The sequence below is a fragment of the Gemmatimonadota bacterium genome (assembly GCA_016704275.1).
Lineage (GTDB): Bacteria > Gemmatimonadota > Gemmatimonadetes > Gemmatimonadales > GWC2-71-9 > Palsa-1233.
In genome coordinates, this window is sequence record JADJAK010000009.1 from 67,260 (window position 1) to 87,922 (window position 20,663).

The following is a 20,663-nucleotide window of genomic DNA, read 5'->3' on the forward strand; positions in this document are numbered from 1 at the left end:
GTGACCAGTGACCCCCCTCCCGGGTTACTGGTCACTTTTTACGGGTTACCTTTCTGGCTTCCCCCACCGTCGCCCAACCGAGGTCCCCCCATGCTCGCCCGCTTCCGCCCGTTGGTGGCCGCCGCGCTCGCCCTGCTCGCTGCTGGGGTTCCGGCGAATTCAGGGCCGGTGGATTGGCCGATGGTCGCGAAGATCCGCGCCGAGGGGTTGCAGCGCTCCCGGGTGATGGACCTCGAGGGGTACATGGCCGACGTCCTTGGCGCCCGGCTGACCCTCTCGAAGGACATGCAGCGCGCGCAGCTCTGGGTGCGCGGGGAGATGGAGCGGATCGGGCTGGTCAATGTGGCCGCGGAGCCGTTCATGAACTTCGGCGCGGCCTGGGACAACGAGTACGTCTCGATCCACATGCTCGAGCCCGACTATCAGCCGATGGTCGGCTACCCGCTCGCGCACACGCCCGGCACCGACGGCAAGCAGGTCGTGCAGGCGATGATCGTCGATCTCCAGTCGAGGCAGGACCTCGAGCGCTACCGTGGCAAGCTGGCCGGGATGGCCATTCTCGCCACGCCGCCCGCGGTGATCGACCTCGTGGCGATGACCAATGGCGTGCGGCGTCGGACGGAGGCGGAGCTGGATTCGCTGGAGCGCGTGGTCATCGTGCCGCGACCGGCCCCGGCGCCGCGTGCCGTCCGGAATCCCGACGTGCTGACCGCCGTCGAGAAGATGGCCTTCTACAAGGCCGAGGGCGTGGCGGTGGTCTTCCAGTGCGAGAGCGGCTGGCTTGGGGCCGTGCGCGGCTTCTCGCGCCCCGGGTCCGCGACCGACCGGTGGTCGCGCGAGGGGGACTTGGCGGCCCCGGTGATGGTGGCGGTCACCCCCGAGCACTACAACCGGATGTATCGGATTCTCCAGCGGAGCATTCCGGTGAGGGTCGAGGTCGAGGTTCGCAACCGGATCGGCGAGCAATCCGAGCAGGCGATGAACATCGTCGGCGAGATCCCCGGGAGCGACCTCAAGGACGAGGTGGTGATGATCGGCGCCCACTTCGACACCTGGCACGCCTCGCCGAATGCGAGTGACAACACCTCCGGCGTCGCGGTGGCGCTCGAGGCGGCGCGCATCCTCAAGGCGATCGGCGCCAAGCCGCGCCGGACCATTCGCGTGGCGTTGTGGGGCGGCGAGGAGCAGGGGTTGTGGGGGTCGCGCGCCTATGTGCTCAAGCACTTCGGCAATCCGCGTGATCCGAAGGTCGGCACCACGCCGGACTTCGAGAAGTTGCAGGCCTATTTCAACCAGGACTACGGTTCGGGGCAGTACCGCGGCATCATGCTGCAGGGGAACGAGGGCGCGCGCGAGCTGCTCACCGCGTGGATGTCGCCGTTCAAGGACCTTGGCATGACCGCCGTGTCGAACCAGAGCCTTGGCAGCACCGACCACGTCGCCTTCGACGAGATCGGCCTCCCCGGCTTCCAGTTCCTTCAGGACCGGACCCCGGGGCAGGGTGGCCACACCAACCTCGACTTCTTCGACACAATTCAGGCGGACGACCTGATGAAGAACGCCGTGATCATGGCATCGTATGCCTGGCACGCCGCCAACAGCGCCGAGCGGATTCCCCGCAAGGGCGCGCGCTAACTCCCCTCGCCGGAGCCGCCATGTCCTCGCGCCGCCACTTCGTCCGGACCCTGATGGGCACCGGTGCCGCGCTGCCGATGTTTCGCCACGATGCGATGCGCCAGGTCGTGCGGGCCACCGACCGGCTCACCTCTGGCGATCCGCTCGCCGCCGCCGAGGACGAGGCGTACTGGACCGAGATCCAGCGCGCCTTCGACGCCGACCGGACCATGGTGAACCTGAACAACGGCGGCGTTTGCCCCACGCCGAGCCACGTGCTCGAGGCGATGATCCGCGACCTTCGCTTCAGCAACGAACTGCCGGTCCACCACATGTGGGCGGTGCTCGAGCCGCGCATCGAGAGCGTGCGGCGCGACCTGGCGCACGACTTCGGCTGCGACACGGAGGAGATGGCGATCACCCGTAACGCCTCGGAGGCGCTCGAGACGCTGATCCTCGGCCGCGACCTGCAGCCGGGCGACGAGGTGCTGGTCACCAACCAGAACTACGGCCGGATGCTCACCACCTGGGAGCAGCGGGTCCGCCGGCAGGGGATCGTGCTGAAGCAGGTGTCGTTCGACGTGAAGAACCCGACGCCGGACTATCTCGTCGACGTCTTCCGGAAGGCGATCACGCCGCGGACCAAGATCATCGAGGTGACGCACATCACCAACCTCACCGGCCAGATCTTCCCGGTGAAGCAGGTGATCGACATGGCGCACGAGAAGGGGATCGAGGTCTTTGTGGACGGCGCGCATGCCTACGCGCACTTCCCGTTCACGCGCGATGCGCTCAACGTGGACTACTACGGCACGTCGCTTCACAAGTGGCTTCTCGCCCCGATCGGCACCGGCTTCCTCTACGTGCGCAAGGCGAAGATCGGCGGCATCTGGCCGATGATGGCCGCCCCCGCCACGATGAACGACAACATCCGGAAGTACGAGGAGATCGGCACGCACCCCGCCGCCAATCACAACGCCATCTCCGCGGCGCTGGCCTTCCACCGCGGCATCGGCAGCGAGCGGAAGATTGCGCGCCTGCGCTACCTGCGAGACCGCTGGGCAAAGCGGCTACTGGCCGAGAGCCCACGCGTGCGCATCCCCACGCCGCTCGAGGGAACCACGGCGGGTGCGATTGCCCTGCTCTCGGTCGAGGGGATCGACGCCAGCAAGCTGTCGGCCTGGTTGCTCGACAAGCATCGCGTGGTGACGGTCGCGATCAATCACCCCGAGTTCTCGGGGATTCGCGTGACGCCGAATGTCTACACCACGCCCGACGAGATCGACGTCTTCGCCGACCTGATCGGCAAGGCGATCAAGCAGGGCATCGCCTAGTGGATACCAAGCGCCTGGAGGCCTTCAGCGACGGCGTGATCGCCATCATCATCACCATCATGGTCCTCGAGCTGCGGCCGCCCCACGAGGCGACCCTCGCCGCGCTCACGCCGCTCCTGCCCGTGATCCTCTCCTACGTCCTCTCGTTCATCTACCTCGGCATCTACTGGAACAACCACCATCACATGCTGCAGGCCACGAAGCACGTGAATGGCACCATCCTCTGGGCCAACCTCCACCTGCTCTTCTGGTTGTCGTTGGTCCCCTTCGGCACGGCGTGGCTGGGCGAGGCACACCTGGCCCCCGCCACGACGGCGCTCTACGGCGGCATCCTGCTGATGGCGGCGATTGCCTACACGATCCTGCAGCAGGCGATCGTGCGGCTGCACGGCCGTGACTCGGTGCTGGCGAAGGCGATCGGCGATGATGGGAAGGGGAAGGTGTCGGTGGGCTGCTACGTCGCAGCGATCGCGCTCTCCTTCGTGAGCGTCTGGGCGGCCATCGCCCTGTATGTGGTGGTCGCGCTGATCTGGCTCGTGCCGGACCGGCGCATCGAGCGGGTGATCGGCACGACCGACTGAGCCCAGGCGCGGGTCAGTCGGCCGGGCGATCCTTCGCGAAGGTCCGGACCGGCGGCGCGCCCTCCTGCAAGACCCGCGGCGCCTCCTCCACGAAGCCCAGCTTGCCGAGGAGACGCTGGGACGGGTCGTTGTGGTCGTTGGTGATCGCCAGCACGCGCGGCATAGCCGAAATCCTGCCACGCCGATGCCAGGATCACGCTCGCGGCCTCGCGCGCGTAACCAACGCCCCACGCCTCCGGGACGAAGGCATATCCGATGTCGGGCGCCTCGAGCGTGTCGCGCTTGATGAGCCCGCACATGCCGATTGGCGCGGCCGTCTCGCGCAGCACGACCAGGTTCAGCCCGTGGCCGTGCTTCGCGTAGCTGGCGATCGGTCCGCTGCTGAGGTAGCCGTGCGCCCCTTCGAGGGTGCGCACCCCCTTGTCGCCGATGTACTCGTGGAACGACGGCTCGTTCAGCAAGCGCAGCACGAACTCGCCGTCGTCCAGCGTGAAGTGCCGCAGCAGGAGTCGCGGCGTCTCCCAAGGGCCCTGACTCATCGCTTCGGGGCCGCCGCTTTCAGCGCCGTCCAGCGCGCCATGATCGCGACATATGCCTGCTCCGCCTTGGCTGCAGCGGCGAGCTGGTTGGCCGTCGGCGCCACATCGGCGCCCTGCATCGCCAGCGCGGCAGCATGCAGCGCATTGCTCACGCCGTCGAGCGTCGCCGGCGGGGTGGCACCGGCACCCGCACCGCCGCGTCCGCCACCACCCCGTCCGCCAGCGGCGCCGCCACCGACCGGCGCGGGCGCGAGGGAGTCGACCTTCCCCTTGAGCGCGGCAGCGGCCGGCGTTCCCGCCTGGGCCAGCGAGGCGGAGAGGGCCCGCGCCTCGGTCCACGCGGCGCGGGCGGCGACAGCCTTGCTGCGCAGCGTGCGCGTCATCGTGAAGAGTTGCGTCAGGGCCGGCGCTGGGGTAGTGACACGGGGGTCGAGCCGAAGGGTGAACGGCTCGGTGAATTGCGCTCCGTCGACGGTGAGTCGTGCGACGTACCGCCCTGGCGGTGCCCACGGCGCGCCCACGACGGTCATCATCCGCCCCGGCACCGCACCAGTCGATCCACCACCACCACCCGGCACGATCGGATCGTAGTGCATGTCCCAGAGCCAGCGGTGCATCCCCGCCTGGGCCGAGAGCGCCGTCGAGGCGGCGGGCCAGTAGAGTGGGAAGGCGCAGTGCTGCGCGTTCGGTGTCCGCTGACAGAGCGCCACGTAGGCCGCCGGGTCGCGCACCGGATCAGGGTTCAGGACGGGGTCGGTGCTGGCGTAGGTCCGCACCACGGCACCGGTCGCGTCGAGGATCTCCAGCGTCACGGGACCGCTCGCAGCCTTCGGCAGGAAATAGTCGAGTACCGCGCCGACCGGGCCACTCTCGCCGGCGGGCACTTCCGGCGGCCAAGGCGTCGGGTCGTTGATGAAGTTGCGAAGCCGCACCGCCGTCATCGGCTTGACGAGGTGCGCCGACTGGGTCGCAGCCGCCTGACGCAGGGCGGCGGCCTCGCGCAGCGGCGTGAGGTTGTCGAGAATCCAGAAGCCACGACCGTGGGTGCCCGCGACGAGGTCGGCGCAGTGGCAGGTCGAGTCGTCCTTCACCTTGATGTCGCGCACCGAAATCGCCGGCATGTCGAGTCGCAGTGACTGCCAATGGTCACCGTCGTCGAACGACACCCATACCTGCGTGTCGGTGGCACCGTAGAGCAGCCCCTTCACCCGGGGATCCTCGCGGATCGAGTTGACCACCGCGCCCGGGGCGATCCCCGTGTTGATCTCCTGCCACGTCTTGCCACCATCATGCGTGCGCCAGAAGTGCGGATTCAGGTCGTCGATCCGCAGGGTGTTGGCCGCCGCATAGGCAGTGAGGTTGTCGAAGTGGCCCGCTTCGATGTTGAAGATCCGGGTCCACGGCTTGATGGCTGGCGGAGTGACATTCGTCCACGTCGTCCCGCCATTCATGGTCACCTGGATCAGGCCGTCATCGGTGCCGGCCCAGAGGATCGCCACGGAGCGCGGCGAGGCAGCGAGCGCGGTGATGGTGCCGAGCGGTGCTGGCGTCACGGTGCTGGCATACTTGCCGGCGGTGGCAGGGACTTCCCAACTCTGGCGAGAGAGGTCGGGCGAGATCCGCGTCCAGCTGTGGCCACGGTCGAGCGTCTTCCACACCGCGTTGGATGCGTAGAAGAGCGCGTCGGGATTCACCGGCGAGAACAGCAGCGGCATCGTCCGCACGTTGCGGTTGAAGCCGGTCATGTCGGGGCCGACGTTGGTGGTCTGCCCGGTCTTGCGATCGTACCGCGACACGTTGCTGCGCGAGCTGCCGAAGACGATGTCCGGGTTCCGCGGATCGGGCGCGGCGATGCCGTATTCCTGGATGTTGACCGGGTGCCAGTCGTGGAAGGTGATGATGCCGTCGCTCGACCAGCTGGCGACGCACGCCGACCCAGAGTCCTGCTGGCCGCCGCAGAGCCGGTAGGGATAGGCGTTGTCGGCGGTGACGTGATACATCGCCGCCGTCGACTGGGTGTACCAGTTGGACCAGCTCTGTCCGCGGTTGCCGGAGATCACGGCGCCCTGATCGGCGACGACGCCGATGATGTTCGGATTGAGCGGGTTGATCCAGCTGCGCTGATAGTCATCGCCGCCGGGCGCGCCGCGCACAGCGGCCCATGTCCGGCCGCCGTCCTCGGTGCGCCAGAAGACGGTCGACGCGCTGTAGACGACGTTCTCGTTGGTCGGATCGACGGTGATGGTCGGGAGGTCGCCACCGCCGATGCGCCCGAGGGGCCGGGGGTCGGCGGCGGGGACCGCGGCACCGGCCGGGGCGTTCGGGTCGCGCTGGGCCGGGAACCAATGTTCCCCGCCGTCGACCGACTTGAACAGCGTGATCGAGCCCGCGCCGCCACCCCGGCCACCGCCGGGGCCCGCCGGCGCCGTCGGCGCTGGCCCGGCCGCTGGCGCCACTGTGGCGTAGAGGACCAGGTGGTTGCTCGGCGCCATCGCCAGGTTGGCCTGCCCCACCGTGGGAAGCCCTTCCGTCAACTGGCGCCACGTCGTGCCGCCATCGGTCGACTTGAAGATCCCGCCGCCTGGGCCGCTGAAGTCGCGCCCTTCGATGAACTGCTGTTGCTGCTGCCAGAGCGCCGCGTACACGATGTTCGGGTCGGTCGGATCGATCCGCACGTCGTTGCCGCTGGTGTATTCGTCCTTGTAGAGCACCTTCTGGAACGAGGCGCCGCCGTCCGTCGAGCGGAAGATGCCGCGCTCCGCGTTCGGGCCGTACGGGTGGCCGAGGGCGGCGACGAAGAGCCGCTCGGGATTCTTTGGATCGACCTCGACCCAGGCGATCATCTGGCTCTCGCGCAGGCCGAGATGCGTCCAGCTCTTGCCGGCGTCGTTGGAGCGATACATCCCGTCACCCACGGCGAGGTCGGGGCGGATGATCCCGGCGCCGGTGCCGACGTAGAGAATGCTCGGATTCGACGGCGCCACCGCAATGGCACCGATCGACCCGGTCGACTCCTTGTCGAACAGCGGCTTCCAGGTCGAGCCGAAGTCGGTGGTCCGCCAGACCCCGCCGTTGTCGAAGCCGGCGTAGAAGACGTTCGGCTGCGTCGGCACGCCGACCATCGAACGACCCCGCCCGGCACGCACCGGGCCGATGGAGCGCCAGTGCATCGCGGCGGCCGGATCGGGGGATTGCGCGGGGAGCAGCGAGGGGAGGGCGAACAGCGAACAGGCCACGAGCGTGAGGCGGGACGCGGAAGCGCGCACGGGACGATCTCCGGGGTGGGGCGGGGGATGGTTGAAGATACGGCGAAAGCCAGTGACCTGTGATCAGTGACCTGTGACCTATGACCCGTGACCTGTGACCCGTGACCTGTAACCCGTAACCCGTAACCGCTGGCGGCTCACAGGTCACTGGTCACAGGTCACTTTGCCATTCTATTCTTCACGGCTTCTCCCTCATCGTCGTGGAGCTCCCATGCGTTCCCTCTCGCTTTCGGCCGCGCTGCTGCTCGCCGTCGCCGCGCCGCTGGTGGCCCAGTCCGGCCTCGCGGTGGCCGACTCCTCCCCCTTCCGGCCGCTGAACCTGCCCGCGCCGAACGAGTATCGCGGCGGGTCGGGGCGGCCGGGGCCGCGCTACTGGCAGCAGCGGGTGGACTACCGCATTCGGGCGACGCTCGACCCGGTCGCGAACGAGATCAGCGGCCGCGAGACAATCCACTACGTCAATCACTCCCCCGATGCGCTGCCCTATCTCTGGCTCTTCGTCGAGCAGAACATCTGCGACGCTGCCAGTGTCACCAACCTCCTCAATCAGCCGCCCCTGGTTTTCCTCGGCTCCACCTTCGACTTCTCCTGCCAGGGCTTTGCCGGAGGCGGGCGACTCGAGACGATGACGCTGCGGGGCAAGGAGGTGAACCGGAGTCGGTCGGGCACCACGATGCGGGTCGAGCTGCCCAAGCCGCTCGCCCCGGGGGATTCGCTCGATCTCGAGGCGGTATGGCGCTTCAAGGTGCCGACCCAAGGTGCCGGCCGCATGGGGCACGATGGCGCGCTCTACGAGATCGCCCAGTGGTATCCGCGGATGGTGGTGTACGATGACGTGCGCGGTTGGAATCACGAACCCTACATCGGCGCCGGGGAGTTTTACCTCGAATACGGCAACTTCGACGTCTCCCTCACGGTGCCGGCGACGCACCTCGTCGCGGCGACCGGCGATCTCCTGAATCCGTTGCAGGTGCTCACCGCCACCCAGCGCGCCAGGCTCGCGCTGGCCAGGCGCTCCGACACGGCGATCGCGATCGTGACCCGGACCGAGGCGGGCAATCCGGCGGCGACGCGGCCGACGGCCCAGGGCACGCTGACCTGGCGCTTCAGCGCGAAGAACGTGCGCGATTTTGCCTTCGTCTCCGGCCCCGACTTCCGCTGGGATGCCAGTGGCTACGACGGCATCCTGATCGAGACGCTCTATCGGCCGCGCGCCGAGGCGTGGACCGAGGCCAACCGGATGTCGCGCGAGGCGATCAAGCATTTCAGCGAGAAGTGGTATCGCTATCCCTGGTCACACGCGACGACCGTCGAGGGGCCGATCGAGGGGATGGAGTACCCGATGCTCACTTTCGTTCCGAACTCGCCGACCCGGGAGGAACTGCAGTGGGTGCTGGCGCACGAGTTCGGTCATCAGTGGTTTCCGATGATCGTCGGCTCCAACGAGCGGCTCTATCCGTGGATGGACGAGGGCTTCAACACCTTCATCGACCTCGCCAACAGCGCCAACTACTTCCGCGGCACCGCGTACGGCGACTCGATCGAGGTCCACCCGCTGCATCTGGCCGCACTCCACACGACGCCGGGGGAGGAGCAGCCGCTGATCACCAAGCCCACGTCGGTGCGCGACCTCTTCTGGACCGGCTACCAGAAGCCGGCGCTGATGCTCTCGCTGCTCCGCGATGAGGTCCTCGGCCGCGAACGCTTCGAGGCCGCCTTCCGCGAGTACATCCGCGCCTGGGCCTTCAAGCATCCGACGCCGACCGACTTCTTCCGGATCATGCGCGACGCGTCGGGGATGGAACTCGACTGGTTCTGGCGCGATTGGGTCTACACCACGGCGCGCCTCGATCAGGCCGTGGACTCGATCACGGCCCGCCCCGATGGTGGCTCGAACGTCCACCTGAGCAACCGCGGCACGATGACGATGCCGGCGCAACTCGCGCTGGCCTTCGGCGACGGGACCTCGATCACCATTCGCCTGCCGGTCGAGATGTGGAACCTCGGTCAGCGCTTCACCTACCGCGTCCCGGGCACGAAGCGGGTGACGCGCGCGACCATCGATCCGCGCGGCGCCCTGCCCGACACGGATCGGAGCAACAACACGCGGGGCGCGCCCTGACGCGCAGACGCCCGCCGTGTGTAAGGGCGACGCATGCGTCGCCCCTACGAAGGTCCGGATCGGCCCGCGCGATCCGGCATCAGCGCCGCGGGCAATCGGGATCGGCCCGCGCGGCCCGGCATCATCGCCGCAACTGCGCCAGCACCTGCCCCAACGCCTTGATCTCCTCGCCGTACTTGGCCCAGTTCCCCTCGCGTTGCGCGGTCATCGCCGCGTCGTAGTGGCGCTGGGCCTCGGCGAGGAGCGCCGCTGTGGTCGGCGCGGGTGGCGCGGTGGTCACCGGCGCCCCGGCCAGTGGCGCCGGCGTGTCCGAGGTGATCCGCTGCGCCCCGCTGCCGCCGAAGAGCGTGTTCAGCGCCCCATCCAGCGATTCGTCCATCACCACCTGCGTCTGGTACGCCACCACGACCCGCTTCAGCTCCGGGATCTTGCCGCCCTCGGCCTGCAGGTAGAGCGGCTGCACGTAGAGCAGGGAATTCTCGATCGGAATGACCAACAGGTCGCCGCGCAACACCTTGCTGCCGCGCTGGTCCCAGAGCGAGACCTGCCGGGAGATCTCGGTGTCCTGGTTGATGCGATTCTCGATCTGGGTCGGCCCGTAGACGGTGCTCTGCCGCGAGAAGGTGTACGCCCGGAGCTTGCCGTAGGCGGCGCCGTCATTCCGCGCGACCATCCACGCCGCGAGGTTGTCCTTCCCGCGCGGCGTGAAGGGCACCATGTAGACGAATTCCGCGTTCTCCTCCCCCGGCAACCGCATCACGATGTGGCGCATGAACGGCACCGCACCGCTCGACCCTTCCTCCATCTCCGGCACGGCCCACTGGTCCTCGCGATGATAGAACGCATCGGGCGAATCCATGTGGTAGGTCGCGTACAGGGCGGTCTGCATCCGATAGAGATCATCGGGGTAGCGGATGTGGGCGCGGATGTCCGCGGGCATCTGCTCCATCGGCAGCAGGATCCCGGGGAAGATGCGACTCCAGGTCTGGATCAACGGATCCGTTGGTGCCGTGACATAGGCGTGCATCGAGCCGTCATACGCATCGAGGACCACCTTCACGCTGTTGCGCATGTAGTTGGTGCCATTCGACAGTCGCTGCGAGTAGGGATAGCGGGTCGTGGTCGTGTAGGCGTCGAGAATCCACTGCAGGTGGCCATTGTCGGCCACCACCATGTACGGGTCGCGGTCGAGCGAGAGGAAGGGAAGCGCCTTCTCGACGCGTTGCCTGATGTTGCGGACGTAGAGGATGCGGGAGGCGTTCGTGATGTCGCCCGACAGGAGGAGCTTCGAGGTCTGGAACCGCGAGGCCAGGACCAGGCGCCGCCAGAAGGAGCCGATCGGCACCCCGCCGGTCCCGGCGTAGGCCGCGTAGACGTTGTCCTCACCGGCGGGGTGGTCGAACTCCCGTTGCGCCGTGCCGACGACGGCGAAGTCGTAGTTCATCTCGCCGAAGTAGATCTGCGGACGGGTGATCTTCAGCGAGACGCTCGATGCCGGTGGCAGGTCCTTGATGAAGAGGACCGGCAGACCCTCGGCGGTGATCTGATTCACCGGACCGAGGGTGAGCCCCATGCCGTGCGTGAAGGTCAGATGTTCGTTGATGAAGGTCCGCGTCGGCAGCGACGCCGCGTTCAGTTCGCGAGGCGAGAGCAGCACCTGGCGCAGCTTGCCGTCGATCTGGTAGCGGTCGTCATCGACGGAGAGGAAGTCGTAGTAGGTCCGGATTTCCTGCAGCTGCCCGAAGGTCTGCAGCAGCGGGTCCCGGTCCCAGAGCCGGACGTTGTCGATGGTCGGGGCGTTCCGCTGCAAATCGGCCAGCGACAGCGTGCCGCCCTCGGCGAGCTCACTCGACTCGACCGAGTCGATGCCCCACGCCGCGCGCGTCGCGGCGATGTGGGACTGCAGGTAGGGTGCCTCGCGGGTCAGTTCGGTCGGCGCCACGATCAACTTCTGGATCGCCAGCGGAAAGAGGACGCGGGTGACGATGGCGAGGAGCATCCAGCCGCCCAGCACCCGGATCAGGTACTTGCCGAGATGCCCCTGCCGTCCGCCGAGGAACACCAGCCCCGCGGCGAGGAGGGCTGCGACGGCGGCCAGGCGAATTGCCGGAAGCGACGCGTGCAAGTCGGTGTAGCTGGCGCCAACCAGCGGACCGGTGGTGGAGTAGAGGAGCCCCGGCGCGTCGACGAACCAGAGTTGAAGTGCCCAGAGCACGAAGAGCATCCCGAGCACGGTGCCGATATGGCGCGATGCCTCGATCCGCATGCCGACCGCGCGTGGCGGCGCGAAGGTGATGTCGCCGCGAAGCAGGTAGGCAGGGAAGAGCAGCAACAGCGTGACGATCGTCAGGCCGACCAGGATCGACAGGACCCCGCTGATGGCGGGGAGCAGGAAGACGTAATAGGAGATGTCGCGCTGGAAGACCGGATCGACGCTCCCGAAGGGCGTCCGATTGAGCGCCAGCAGGGCCGTCTCCCACGACGCCGCGCCGCTGCTGCCGAAGAGGAAGCCGAGGAAGAGGGCCAGGGGGAGCGACACGCGCCGGAGGAGGGCCGACAGGTTGATCGGCGGGAAGTTCGGCCCGAGCTGCACCGCGAACGGGAGCGGATGGAGGCCGCGGCGCACCACCCGCAGGCTGCCATAGACGATGGCCGTGGTGAGGCCGCCCACCAGGAGGAAGAGCGCCATGCGCGCGATGATCTCCTTGGTGAAGATCACCTCGTAGCCAACCTCCTTGAACCACCACCAGTCGGACAGCGTCGTGCTGAAGGACGGCCACGCGATGGCCACCACCACGAACAGCGGGACCAACAGGACGAGCGAGCGGCGGGCGGTCATGGCGTGCTCCTGAACCGGCGGGAGCACGGAAGATAGCGTCCCGTCGGGGCGCTCAGGGGCCCGTGTGCAACGCGAACCCCGGTTCGACCTCGTCAGCAGCCGGGCGCAGGGCGTCGAGTACCTTCGGTGCGCCGACCGGTTCGAAGCGTGCCTGGAAGAAGCGGAGGTACTCCGGCTCGTAACAGAACTCGAGGCCGTGCACCCGCTCGCGGTCCTCGTACAGGGCGATCACGCTCTCGGTGACCACGTCCATGTGCGCCTGCGTGTAGACGCGTCGCGGGATGGTCAGTCGAACCAACTCGAGCTTCGGATAGCGATTCTCGCCCGTCGCGGGGTCGCGGCCCGCCGACACGGCGCCACGTTCCATCGCCCGCACGCCGCCCTCGACGTAGAGCGCAGCGGCCAGTGCCTGGGCAGGAAACTGGCTCCGCGGAACGTGCGGGAGCATCGCCGCCGCATCGAGAAAGACGGCATGCCCGCCGATCGGGGTGACGATCGGCACGCCAGCCTCCTGCAGTCGCTCGCCCAGGTAGTACACCTGCCCGATCCGGCTCCGGATATAGTCCTCCTCCACCGACTCGCCGATGCCGATCGCCATCGCCTCGAGGTCGCGCCCGGCGAGGCCGCCGTAGGTGTGCAGCCCCTCGTAGACGACGACAAGGTTCTGGGCCTTGGCGACGAGTGCCGGGTCGCGGAGACCCAGCCAACCGCCGATGTTGACGAGGGAGTCCTTCTTCCCGGACATCGTCGCGCCATCGGTGAGGTCGCAGAGCATGCGCAGAATCTCGGCGACCGTGTGGTTGCGGAGGCCCGGTTCGCGCTGCTGGATGAACCACGCGTTCTCGACGGCGCGCGTGGCGTCGAGCATCACCTTGATGCCGCGCGCGTGGCAGTACGCCGAGACTTCGCGCAGGTTGGCGAGGCTCACCGGCTGGCCGCCGGCCAGGTTCACCGTCACCGCTACGCAGATGTAGGGGACCCGCTCGGCGCCAACCTCCTGTACCAGGCGGTCGAGCTTGACGAGATCGACGTCGCCCTTGAACGGATGCAGCGACGCGGGGTCGTGCGCCTCGTCGATGATGACGTCGTGGAAGGTCGCCCCGGCCAGCTCCTGGTGGAGCCGGGTGGTCGTGAAGTACATGTTGCCGGGGACGTGGTCGCCGGGCTTGATCAGCAGCTTCGAGAGGAGGTGCTCGGCACCGCGCCCCTGATGGGTCGGGATCAGCTCTTCGTAGCCGTAGGTCTCGCGGACCGCCTTCTCGAGGTGGTAGAAGTTCCGTGACCCGGCGTACGCCTCATCGCCCATCATCATCCCGGCCCATTGGCGATCGGACATCGCGCTGGTGCCGGAATCGGTGAGGAGGTCGATATAGACCTCCTCAGAGCGGAGCAGGAAGGTGTTGTAGCCGGCGTCCTGGATATGTCGTTCGCGCTCGGCGCGCGTGGTCATGCGGATCGGCTCGACAACCTTGATCTTCCAAGGTTCGGCCCAGCTGCGGTGGCGCATCGGTCCCGTGCTCCCGGCGGGCGGCGGGCGCCGCGCCAGTGGAAGGCAACGCCGGTGCAGGGAACGGGGGGACACCGGTGCCGAATCATAGCGCCCCCAGCCCGACGGGGGACTGGTGGTAGCGGCGGCGGCCGGGAGTCGAGAGATTTCTCCGTCCTGTTCCCCCACCCTTCGGAGCGACCCACATGCCCGCATCCGTCCTCGTTCGTCCCGCCACCGACGACTATGCCGCCTACTACCAGCGCTACATCGAGCTCGTCCCGCCGGGCGACCTGGTGGCCATCCTCGGGGCCCAGCGTGACGAACTGCTCGCCCTGATGGCTCCGATCAGCGAGGCCGGTGCCGGATATGCCTATGCCCCGGGGAAGTGGACCATCCGCGAGGTGATCGGACACCTCACGGACACCGAGCGGGTCTTCGCCTACCGGGCCACCGCCTTTTCACGCGGTGACGCCGCGCCGCTCCCGGGTTTCGACCAGGACGCCTGGCTGCCGTACGGTGAGTACCAGCAGCAGCCGCTCCCCGACGTGGTGGCCGAGTGGCGCGCGGTGCGCGACGCGACAATCGCGCTGCTCCGCGCGATGCCGGCGGAGGGGCTCGCACGGCGAGGCGTCGCCAGCGACAATCCCGTCACCACGCTGGCGGCGCTCACCATGATTCCCGGGCATGTGGAGTATCACCTCCGCCTATTCCGCGAGCGCTACCTCCCCGGCATCGGCTGAGGCCGACACCGGGGAAGCAGGCTACGGTTACTTCGGTTCTTTCATCGTCTCCTTGGCGATGAACGGCACGCCATCGGTCAGCCACTTCGGAGCCGGCTTGCCGAGCAGGTAGTGGTCAAAGAACTGGAAGTAGCGGATGGTCAGGTCCTTCCGATTGGCCAGGCCGCTCAACCCGTGCCCTTCGCCGGGATACGCAAGCATCACCGCGTTCTTCCCGTTGAAGCGAAGGGCGTTGTAGAAGTTCATCCCTTCCGTGAACGACACCGTCGGGTCGGCGGCGCCATGCATGATCAGGAATGGTGCCGTCACTTCCGGAACGTGCGTCAACGCCGACTCGAAGTGATACCGCTCCGGGTTTTCCCAGGGTGAGAAGCCCCAGCGGCCCTGCCCGAAGAGGTAGTAGTTGTTGCCGTTGGCGCCGCTCCCGCCGCTGACCTGGTAGCTCCAGCCCCAGCTCTGGGAGAAGTCGCTGAAGAGATCGGTGACGCCCGCGCCCATCCCCACGGCGGCGAAGAGCTTCGAACGCGTCCCGATGAAGGCGGCGCCTTCGCCGCCATAGCTGTGGCCGTGCACGCCGATCCGCTTCGGGTCGACGTAGCCCATCGCGATCACCTTCCGGGTGGCGGCTTCGACGGCGTCCAGCATGTCGCTGTGCGACGAGCCGGTGTGGAAGTGCACGTCCGGCAGCATCGTCGCATAGCCGCGGCTCACCGCCTCCACCGGCATCCCGCCCATCCCCGTGAGGAAGGAGGGCGTCGGGTAGCGGTGCATCGTCTGCGAGTTCTTCTCGTAGAAGGTGACCAGCATCGGCAGCTTCTGGCCGGTGACATAGTCATCGGGAAGGGCCAGGATCCCCTGCAGCTTCACGCCCCGCTTGGTGGTGTAGTCGAACAGCAGGCGGCGTCCCCAGCGGTACTCGTTCTGCTGCGGGTTGGCGTCGCTGATCTTCTTCGGAGCCGCGAGGTCGCTCGCGGCGAGCAGCAAGTCTGGATACTCGGCGAACGTCTGCCGCGTGTAGAGCACCAGGTCGGCATCGCGCGCTCGGCTCGGCGTCGAGAACGCCGCGTCCTCGTACACCAGCGACTGCAGCTGCCCGTTGGCGAGCCGGTAGAATCCCGCCTTCTTGGTCCATTCGCCGTAGGCCGACAGCGTGATCGGCTTCGAGAGATCGAGCTCGCGCGTGACGCGGGCGGCCTTGCGGACGGAGGAGTCGATGGGCTCCATGCGCACGGGCCGCAGCACGATCTCCGACTTGGCGCCGACGCCGTTGGTCAGGTTGCGCGCGGGCCCACCGTCGAACGGCAGGAACCAGAGATCGTAGCGCGCCGGCACGATCACCCCGCTCCCGTCCGCGGCATACGAGGCGATGCCGTAGGCGGGCTTCGGCCCGGGGTAATCGAACTCGGTGTTGGTGAAGCGCGGGGCGGTGGCCCCGAGGGTACGCGTGGTGCCGGTCGCGAGCTCAACCGCCTGCCACATCGCGTCCTTCCAGTACAGGAAGTACCGGCCATCCGTGGAGATGCCCCCCACATGCGGGCCGGTGAGCTGGCCGGTGAGGAATTTGATCCGCTCCCCGGTGGTGGTGTTGACCCGATAGAAATCGGCGGCGGGGCTCTTGTAGTCGGAGATGTACGGACGCGGGTCGCGGCCGACCGCCCAGCTGCCGGCCAGCGGCAGCTCGAGCTCGCGCATGCTCGAATCGGTCAACGTGGTGTAGACACCCGGATGGGCGAAGACCTGTCGGAAATTCCTGTTCCGCTCGCTCTCTGCCTGGATCATCTGCTGCGACTGGATCCGTTCGTCCTGGGTGCGCCAGACATCGACGTCGGCAATCGAGTCGGTGCTCTTGCGGCGCGCGGTGTCCGGGGCGGAGGTCTGCGGCATGATGCTCAGGAAGACCTTCTGGCCGTCATCGCTCCACTCGAGCGTGGTCCGCTCCGTCACCACGAAGCCCTTCGGAAAGCCGGCGGTGGTGGCCGGGTCGAGGATCGCAGGAGTGCGCGTGGCGGCGAGGTTGCCGAAGACCACGAGGCGGTTGCTCCGCTCGCGCATCTTCTCGACCTCGCGGCCCTTGAGCACGGCCAGCCCGGTGCCGCCGTCATTCCAGGTGAGACGGGCGTAGCGCAGCGTGTCGACGTCGAGTGGCTCGATCCGCCCCGTGGACAGTGTCGCGAGGTAGACGCCGTTGACGTCGCGCACCGTCGCATCGACGGTGTAGGCGAGCAGCTCGCCGCTCTTGTTGAAGCCGATCTCGTTCACGCTGCCGAGAAAGAGCGAGCGTCCGGTGGTGAGGTCATGGACGATCGCATCGAGGCCGCGGGCCGCGTTGGCGCCGCCCGCTGGCGCGCCACCGGTCGCGGGCGTGGCGGGCCGGCGTCGCAGCACCAGATGCCGCGCGGTGGGTGAGAAGGTCGCACTGGCGATGTCCTGCCAGACCTGGACCTTCCCGGTGGCGAGCTCACGCAGTTCCCAGCGTCGGGTGACCTGGTTGCCCCCGGCTCCGCGCCCTCCCGCGGCGGGCGGCGTCGCAGGGGTCGGCGTCACCGCCGGCGGGGCCACGGCCGAATCCTTGGCGGGCGTCGCGGGCTTCTTCGGCTGCGTCTCGACCAGGTAGGTCAGCCACTTCCCGTCTGGCGAGAAGCTCGGCTGCGACGCATCGACGATCTCCGTCTCGGTGCCAGTGGCGACATTCCGAAGCCGCAGTACCGGCTTCGCATCGGTCGGCAACGTGTTCACCTGCCGCAGGCCATAGACGACCCATTTGCCGTCGGCCGAGAGCTCGGAGCCGGCGATGCTGCGCCAGCGGGTGTAGTCCTCAATGCCGAGCACCTTCTTCCCCGACGCGGGCGGGGACTGCGACGGCAGTGCGGCTGGGAGGAACAACAGGAGCAACGCGATGGATCGGACGATTCGCATCAGGAGGGGTCCGGGGCGGTGGTGAACGGTGAACAGTGAACGGTGAACGGGTTCCAGCTGCGGCCGTCAGGCCGCGGCGCCGGGAGAAGATATCTCACGGGTGACCAGTGACCAGTAACCAGTGACCAGTGACCAGTGACCAGGCCGCGGGCATTTTCGTCGAATGTACCGCGCAAACCGCGGAATGCCGAGCGTGGCGGTCCCGTTATGGGCCCAACGTTTTCGGGTGTCAGTAGTATATCTCAGTGCGGGAATGACCCCGCTCCGGAGGCCCCATGCGATTTCCGATTGCGCGCCGTGTCTCGACGCTGGCGCTTGCGTTCGGCGCGATGCCGCTGGCGATGTCCGCCCAGGCCGCGCCCTTGCCCCGTCCGATTCACCGCGAAGTCCCGCTTACCAACATGATCCGGCGCGCCTTCACCGCCGGCACGCGCGACTCCACCGGCCGACCAGGCCGCAACTATTGGCAGCTGCGCACCGACTATCGCATCGCGGCGCGACTCGACCCCGCGACCGGTGTGTTGTCGGGCAGCGAGACGATCGCGTTCCAGAACAGCAGCGACATGCCGATGCGCCAGGTCGTGCTGCGCCTCGACCAGAATCTCTTTGCCCCGAATGTTCCGCGCGGCGAAGCGGTGCCCGCCCTGACGGCGGGGATGAAGGTCACCCGTCTCCTGGTCAACGGTACCGCCGTGGATCTCACGCCGGCAGTCGGCGCGCGCGGTGGTGCGGGGCGAGGCGGCGGTGGTGCACCAGCCCCCACGCGGATCTTCGTGAATGGCCTGACCCAGACGGTCGCGACGCTGACGCTGCCAACGCCGATCGCGCCGGGCGCCTCCGCGACGATCGAGGCGGACTGGAACTTCCGCGTGCCGCTGATCGAGGGCGGGCGCGGCCTCCGCATGGGCTCGTGGGGTGACTCGCTCTTCCAGGTGGCGCAGTGGTACCCACGCCTCGCGATGTACGACGACCTGCGCGGCTGGGATACCGATCCCTACCTCGGCCCCTCCGAGTTCTACAACCACTTCGGCCACTTCGACGTGACGATTGATGTCCCGGCGGGATGGGTGGTCGGCGCGACGGGCGTGCTCCAGAATCCGGAACAGGTGCTCACGCCGGCCGTCCGCGAACGACTCTCGCACGTGCTCGAATCCGACTCGACGCGGATCATCGTCGGGCCCGCCGACTTCGGCCCTGGCAAGGCGACGGTCGCCGGCGATCGGCTCGTCTGGCGCTTCGTGGCCGACACCGTCAGCGACTTCGCCTGGGGGACGTCGAACCAGTTCATCTGGGATGCGACGCGCGCCACCATTCCCGGGAAGGGGCCGATCCCGGTGTACGGGATGTATCTCCCCGGGCACGCCACCGCGTACGCGCGTGGGGGCGCGATCAACCGGCACGCGCTCGAGTTCTACTCGAAGCTCTGGATGCCGTACGCCTTCCCGATCCTGACGATGCTCGACGGCCCCGACGGCGGGATGGAATACCCGATGACGATCTTCTCGGGGGTCGGCGCGGCCGATCACGAGACCGGGCACCAGTGGTGGCCGATGATGGTCGGCGTCAACGAGACCTGGTACGGCTTCATGGACGAGGGCTTCAATCAGTACATGAATCAGCTCTCGAGCGCCGACAGCCGCGGCCAGCCCGCGCGGCTCGATGGTGCGGGCCAGAGCTACGGCCGGACCAGCGGCGACGAGCGCGAGGCGCCGCTGATGTGGAACGCCAACTACGGCGGCCCGCAGTACTCGTTCCAGGCCTACGGCAAGGCACCGCTCATGCTCTCGATGCTCGGCGGCGTGGTCGGTGACAGCGCCGTGCAGCGCGCCATGAGCGAGTATGCCAAGGCGTGGCGCTTCAAGCACCCGTCGCCGTGGGACTACGCCAACTTCATGAGCAACGCCCTCAAGAACCGCACGCCAGAGCTCGGCTGGTTCTGGTATTCCTGGCTCTTCACGACGGATGCCGTCCAGGGCTCGATCCAGCAGGTCGCCACCAAGGGACCGAGGACCACGGTCACGGTCCGACAGGACGGCGCCATGCCGTCGCCGGTCGTGTTGAAGGTGCAGTTCGCGGCCAAGGGGCCGGCGATCCGCCCGATGCGGGGCGTCACGATGTCCGACTCGGTCACGGCGATCATCACCTATCCGGTGAGTGTCTGGTTCGACGGCCGCCGCACCTTCGACGCAGTGCTGACCTTCGGCGCCCGCCCGATCGAGAAGATCACGCTCGATCCGTTCGGCCGCTTTCCCGATCGGGATGTGACGGATAATGTGTGGCCGAAGGCGGCGAAGCCCTAGAACGCCGGTGAACGGTGAACGGTGAACGGTGCGCGGCCGATGGCCGCGCTGGGTGAGGAGTGAGGGGGCACTGCATTGGTGTCATCCTGAGCGAAGCCCGCGAAGCGGGCGCAGTCGAAGGACCTCTTTCCGGATCAGCGGGGAGAGGTCCTTCGACTACGCAGCCCTGTGGGCTGCTCCGCTCAGGATGACACGGGCGGGGAAGCCCCCCTCACCCCTCACCCCTCACCATTCTGCTCGACGATCCGCTTCACCCGATGCCTCTCCACCTCCGTCGGCCTTCCCGCCGCATCGAACGCCTGCTTGAAGGTGAATGCCGCCGGCGTCGATCCCATCGCGTGCAATCGCTCCAGCTTCGTGACCGCCTCGTCCCAGGTGGGTTGGTGCGTCTCGTCGACCCACCACGCCACGTAGGATGGCCATTCAGGCGGGCGGAACCACGCCTTCCGCTGGCGTAGCGACTCGGCGTGCTGCCCGCCGTAGGCGTAGGCGAACACCGTCTCGAGGTCTTGCCAGAGCGAGAGGGAGCGCGTCACCTGGGGTGCGTCGTCGGGCGCGACGAACGACGGCAGCACCGGTTCGCCCCAACTGTGGCGGCCGGTGTCGGGGTCGACGCGTGACTGGTCGAGAAATCCCTCGGCGCGTTCTGCGGCTGCGTTGGTCGGGTCGATCGCGGCGAGGAACGGCGCCGAATCGGGATGCTGCCGAGGGGCGCGGAGAATGGCGAAGGTGAAGAAGGCGAGGCGTGGCATGGCCCCGAAAGCTAGCGCCCCACCCGATAGCGGACGACACCCTGCAGGTCGTCGGCGTCGGTGATGGTACCCCAGACCGTGCCGAGCTCGGCAGCGCGCAGCGTGATCTCGCTCGGCACGGTGACCACGCCGACGGTCACGCCCTTCGGATCGAGGACCAGCCACCGATGG

Annotated in this window: 12 protein-coding genes and 1 pseudogene; 6 read left to right on the forward strand and 7 right to left on the reverse strand. The window is 67.9% G+C overall.

What is annotated here, in order from left to right:
• Window positions 1–90: 90 nt before the first annotated feature.
• Genes IPG05_15600 through IPG05_15610 form a run of 3 tightly spaced genes read left to right on the forward strand, consistent with a single transcriptional unit; the run spans window position 91 to window position 3,529 of the window.
• Window positions 91–1,635: a M20/M25/M40 family metallo-hydrolase gene (locus tag IPG05_15600; protein ID MBK6496502.1), complete on the forward strand. Its 1,545-nt coding sequence runs from the start codon at window positions 91–93 to the stop codon at window positions 1,633–1,635.
• Between the two features lie 20 nt (window positions 1,636–1,655).
• Window positions 1,656–2,948, forward strand: coding sequence for an aminotransferase class V-fold PLP-dependent enzyme (locus tag IPG05_15605; protein MBK6496503.1), 1,293 nt, complete (start codon window positions 1,656–1,658; stop codon window positions 2,946–2,948).
• A complete protein-coding gene (locus IPG05_15610) occupies window positions 2,948–3,529 on the forward strand; it encodes a DUF1211 domain-containing protein (protein ID MBK6496504.1) in 582 nt (193 codons plus the stop codon). The genes IPG05_15605 and IPG05_15610 overlap by 1 nt, the downstream gene beginning before the upstream one ends.
• A gap of 13 nt (window positions 3,530–3,542) precedes the next feature.
• On the opposite strand, the pseudogene IPG05_15615 reads toward IPG05_15610, so the two are convergent.
• Window positions 3,543–4,068, reverse strand: a pseudogene (locus IPG05_15615) (GNAT family N-acetyltransferase).
• A complete protein-coding gene (locus IPG05_15620) occupies window positions 4,065–7,238 on the reverse strand; it encodes a glycoside hydrolase (protein ID MBK6496505.1) in 3,174 nt (1,057 codons plus the stop codon). The pseudogene IPG05_15615 and the gene IPG05_15620 overlap by 4 nt, the downstream one beginning before the upstream one ends.
• 307 nt (window positions 7,239–7,545) lie before the next feature.
• On the opposite strand from IPG05_15620, the gene IPG05_15625 reads away from it, so the two are divergent.
• Window positions 7,546–9,456, forward strand: coding sequence for a M1 family metallopeptidase (locus IPG05_15625; GenBank protein ID MBK6496506.1), 1,911 nt, complete (start codon window positions 7,546–7,548; stop codon window positions 9,454–9,456).
• Window positions 9,457–9,577: 121 nt separating this feature from the next.
• On the opposite strand, the gene IPG05_15630 is transcribed toward IPG05_15625, so the two are convergent.
• Both IPG05_15630 and IPG05_15635 read right to left on the reverse strand, forming a co-directional pair.
• Window positions 9,578–12,295: a UPF0182 family protein gene (locus IPG05_15630; GenBank protein ID MBK6496507.1), complete on the reverse strand. Its 2,718-nt coding sequence runs from the start codon at window positions 12,293–12,295 to the stop codon at window positions 9,578–9,580.
• Window positions 12,296–12,347: 52 nt separating this feature from the next.
• Window positions 12,348–13,802, reverse strand: coding sequence for a tyrosine phenol-lyase (locus tag IPG05_15635; GenBank protein ID MBK6496508.1), 1,455 nt, complete (start codon window positions 13,800–13,802; stop codon window positions 12,348–12,350).
• A 185-nt stretch (window positions 13,803–13,987) separates the two neighbouring features.
• On the opposite strand from IPG05_15635, the gene IPG05_15640 reads away from it, so the two are divergent.
• Window positions 13,988–14,524, forward strand: coding sequence for a DinB family protein (locus tag IPG05_15640; protein MBK6496509.1), 537 nt, complete (start codon window positions 13,988–13,990; stop codon window positions 14,522–14,524).
• A 27-nt stretch (window positions 14,525–14,551) separates the two neighbouring features.
• Here IPG05_15640 and IPG05_15645 read toward each other — a convergent pair whose 3' ends face one another.
• Window positions 14,552–17,440 carry a S9 family peptidase gene (locus tag IPG05_15645; protein MBK6496510.1) on the reverse strand — a complete coding sequence of 963 codons (2,889 nt, stop codon included), beginning with the start codon at window positions 17,438–17,440 and terminating at the stop codon, window positions 14,552–14,554.
• A gap of 275 nt (window positions 17,441–17,715) precedes the next feature.
• On the opposite strand from IPG05_15645, the gene IPG05_15650 reads away from it, so the two are divergent.
• Entirely contained in the window at window positions 17,716–19,740 is a 2,025-nt protein-coding gene (locus IPG05_15650) for a M1 family metallopeptidase (GenBank protein MBK6496511.1), read from the forward strand.
• Window positions 19,741–19,958: 218 nt separating this feature from the next.
• Here IPG05_15650 and IPG05_15655 read toward each other — a convergent pair whose 3' ends face one another.
• Window positions 19,959–20,492: a DUF3291 domain-containing protein gene (locus tag IPG05_15655; protein ID MBK6496512.1), complete on the reverse strand. Its 534-nt coding sequence runs from the start codon at window positions 20,490–20,492 to the stop codon at window positions 19,959–19,961.
• A gap of 11 nt (window positions 20,493–20,503) precedes the next feature.
• Window positions 20,504–20,663: hypothetical protein (locus IPG05_15660; GenBank protein ID MBK6496513.1), on the reverse strand; the 160-nt coding region annotated here is incomplete at its 5' end.

Bases quoted from the DNA above. Each gene is read 5' to 3' on its own strand.
- IPG05_15600 (MBK6496502.1), top strand. From the start codon at position 91: ATGCTCGCCCGCTTCCGCCCGTTGGTGGCCGCCGCGCTCGCCCTGCTC.
- IPG05_15605 (MBK6496503.1), top strand. From the start codon at position 1,656: ATGTCCTCGCGCCGCCACTTCGTCCGGACCCTGATGGGCACCGGTGCC.
- IPG05_15620 (MBK6496505.1), bottom strand. From the start codon at position 7,238: ATGCACTGGCGCTCCATCGGCCCGGTGCGTGCCGGGCGGGGTCGTTCG.
- IPG05_15625 (MBK6496506.1), top strand. From the start codon at position 7,546: ATGCGTTCCCTCTCGCTTTCGGCCGCGCTGCTGCTCGCCGTCGCCGCG.
- IPG05_15630 (MBK6496507.1), bottom strand. From the start codon at position 12,295: ATGACCGCCCGCCGCTCGCTCGTCCTGTTGGTCCCGCTGTTCGTGGTG.
- IPG05_15635 (MBK6496508.1), bottom strand. From the start codon at position 13,802: ATGCGCCACCGCAGCTGGGCCGAACCTTGGAAGATCAAGGTTGTCGAG.
- IPG05_15640 (MBK6496509.1), top strand. From the start codon at position 13,988: ATGCCCGCATCCGTCCTCGTTCGTCCCGCCACCGACGACTATGCCGCC.
- IPG05_15645 (MBK6496510.1), bottom strand. From the start codon at position 17,440: ATGCGAATCGTCCGATCCATCGCGTTGCTCCTGTTGTTCCTCCCAGCC.
- IPG05_15650 (MBK6496511.1), top strand. From the start codon at position 17,716: ATGCGATTTCCGATTGCGCGCCGTGTCTCGACGCTGGCGCTTGCGTTC.
- IPG05_15655 (MBK6496512.1), bottom strand. From the start codon at position 20,492: ATGCCACGCCTCGCCTTCTTCACCTTCGCCATTCTCCGCGCCCCTCGG.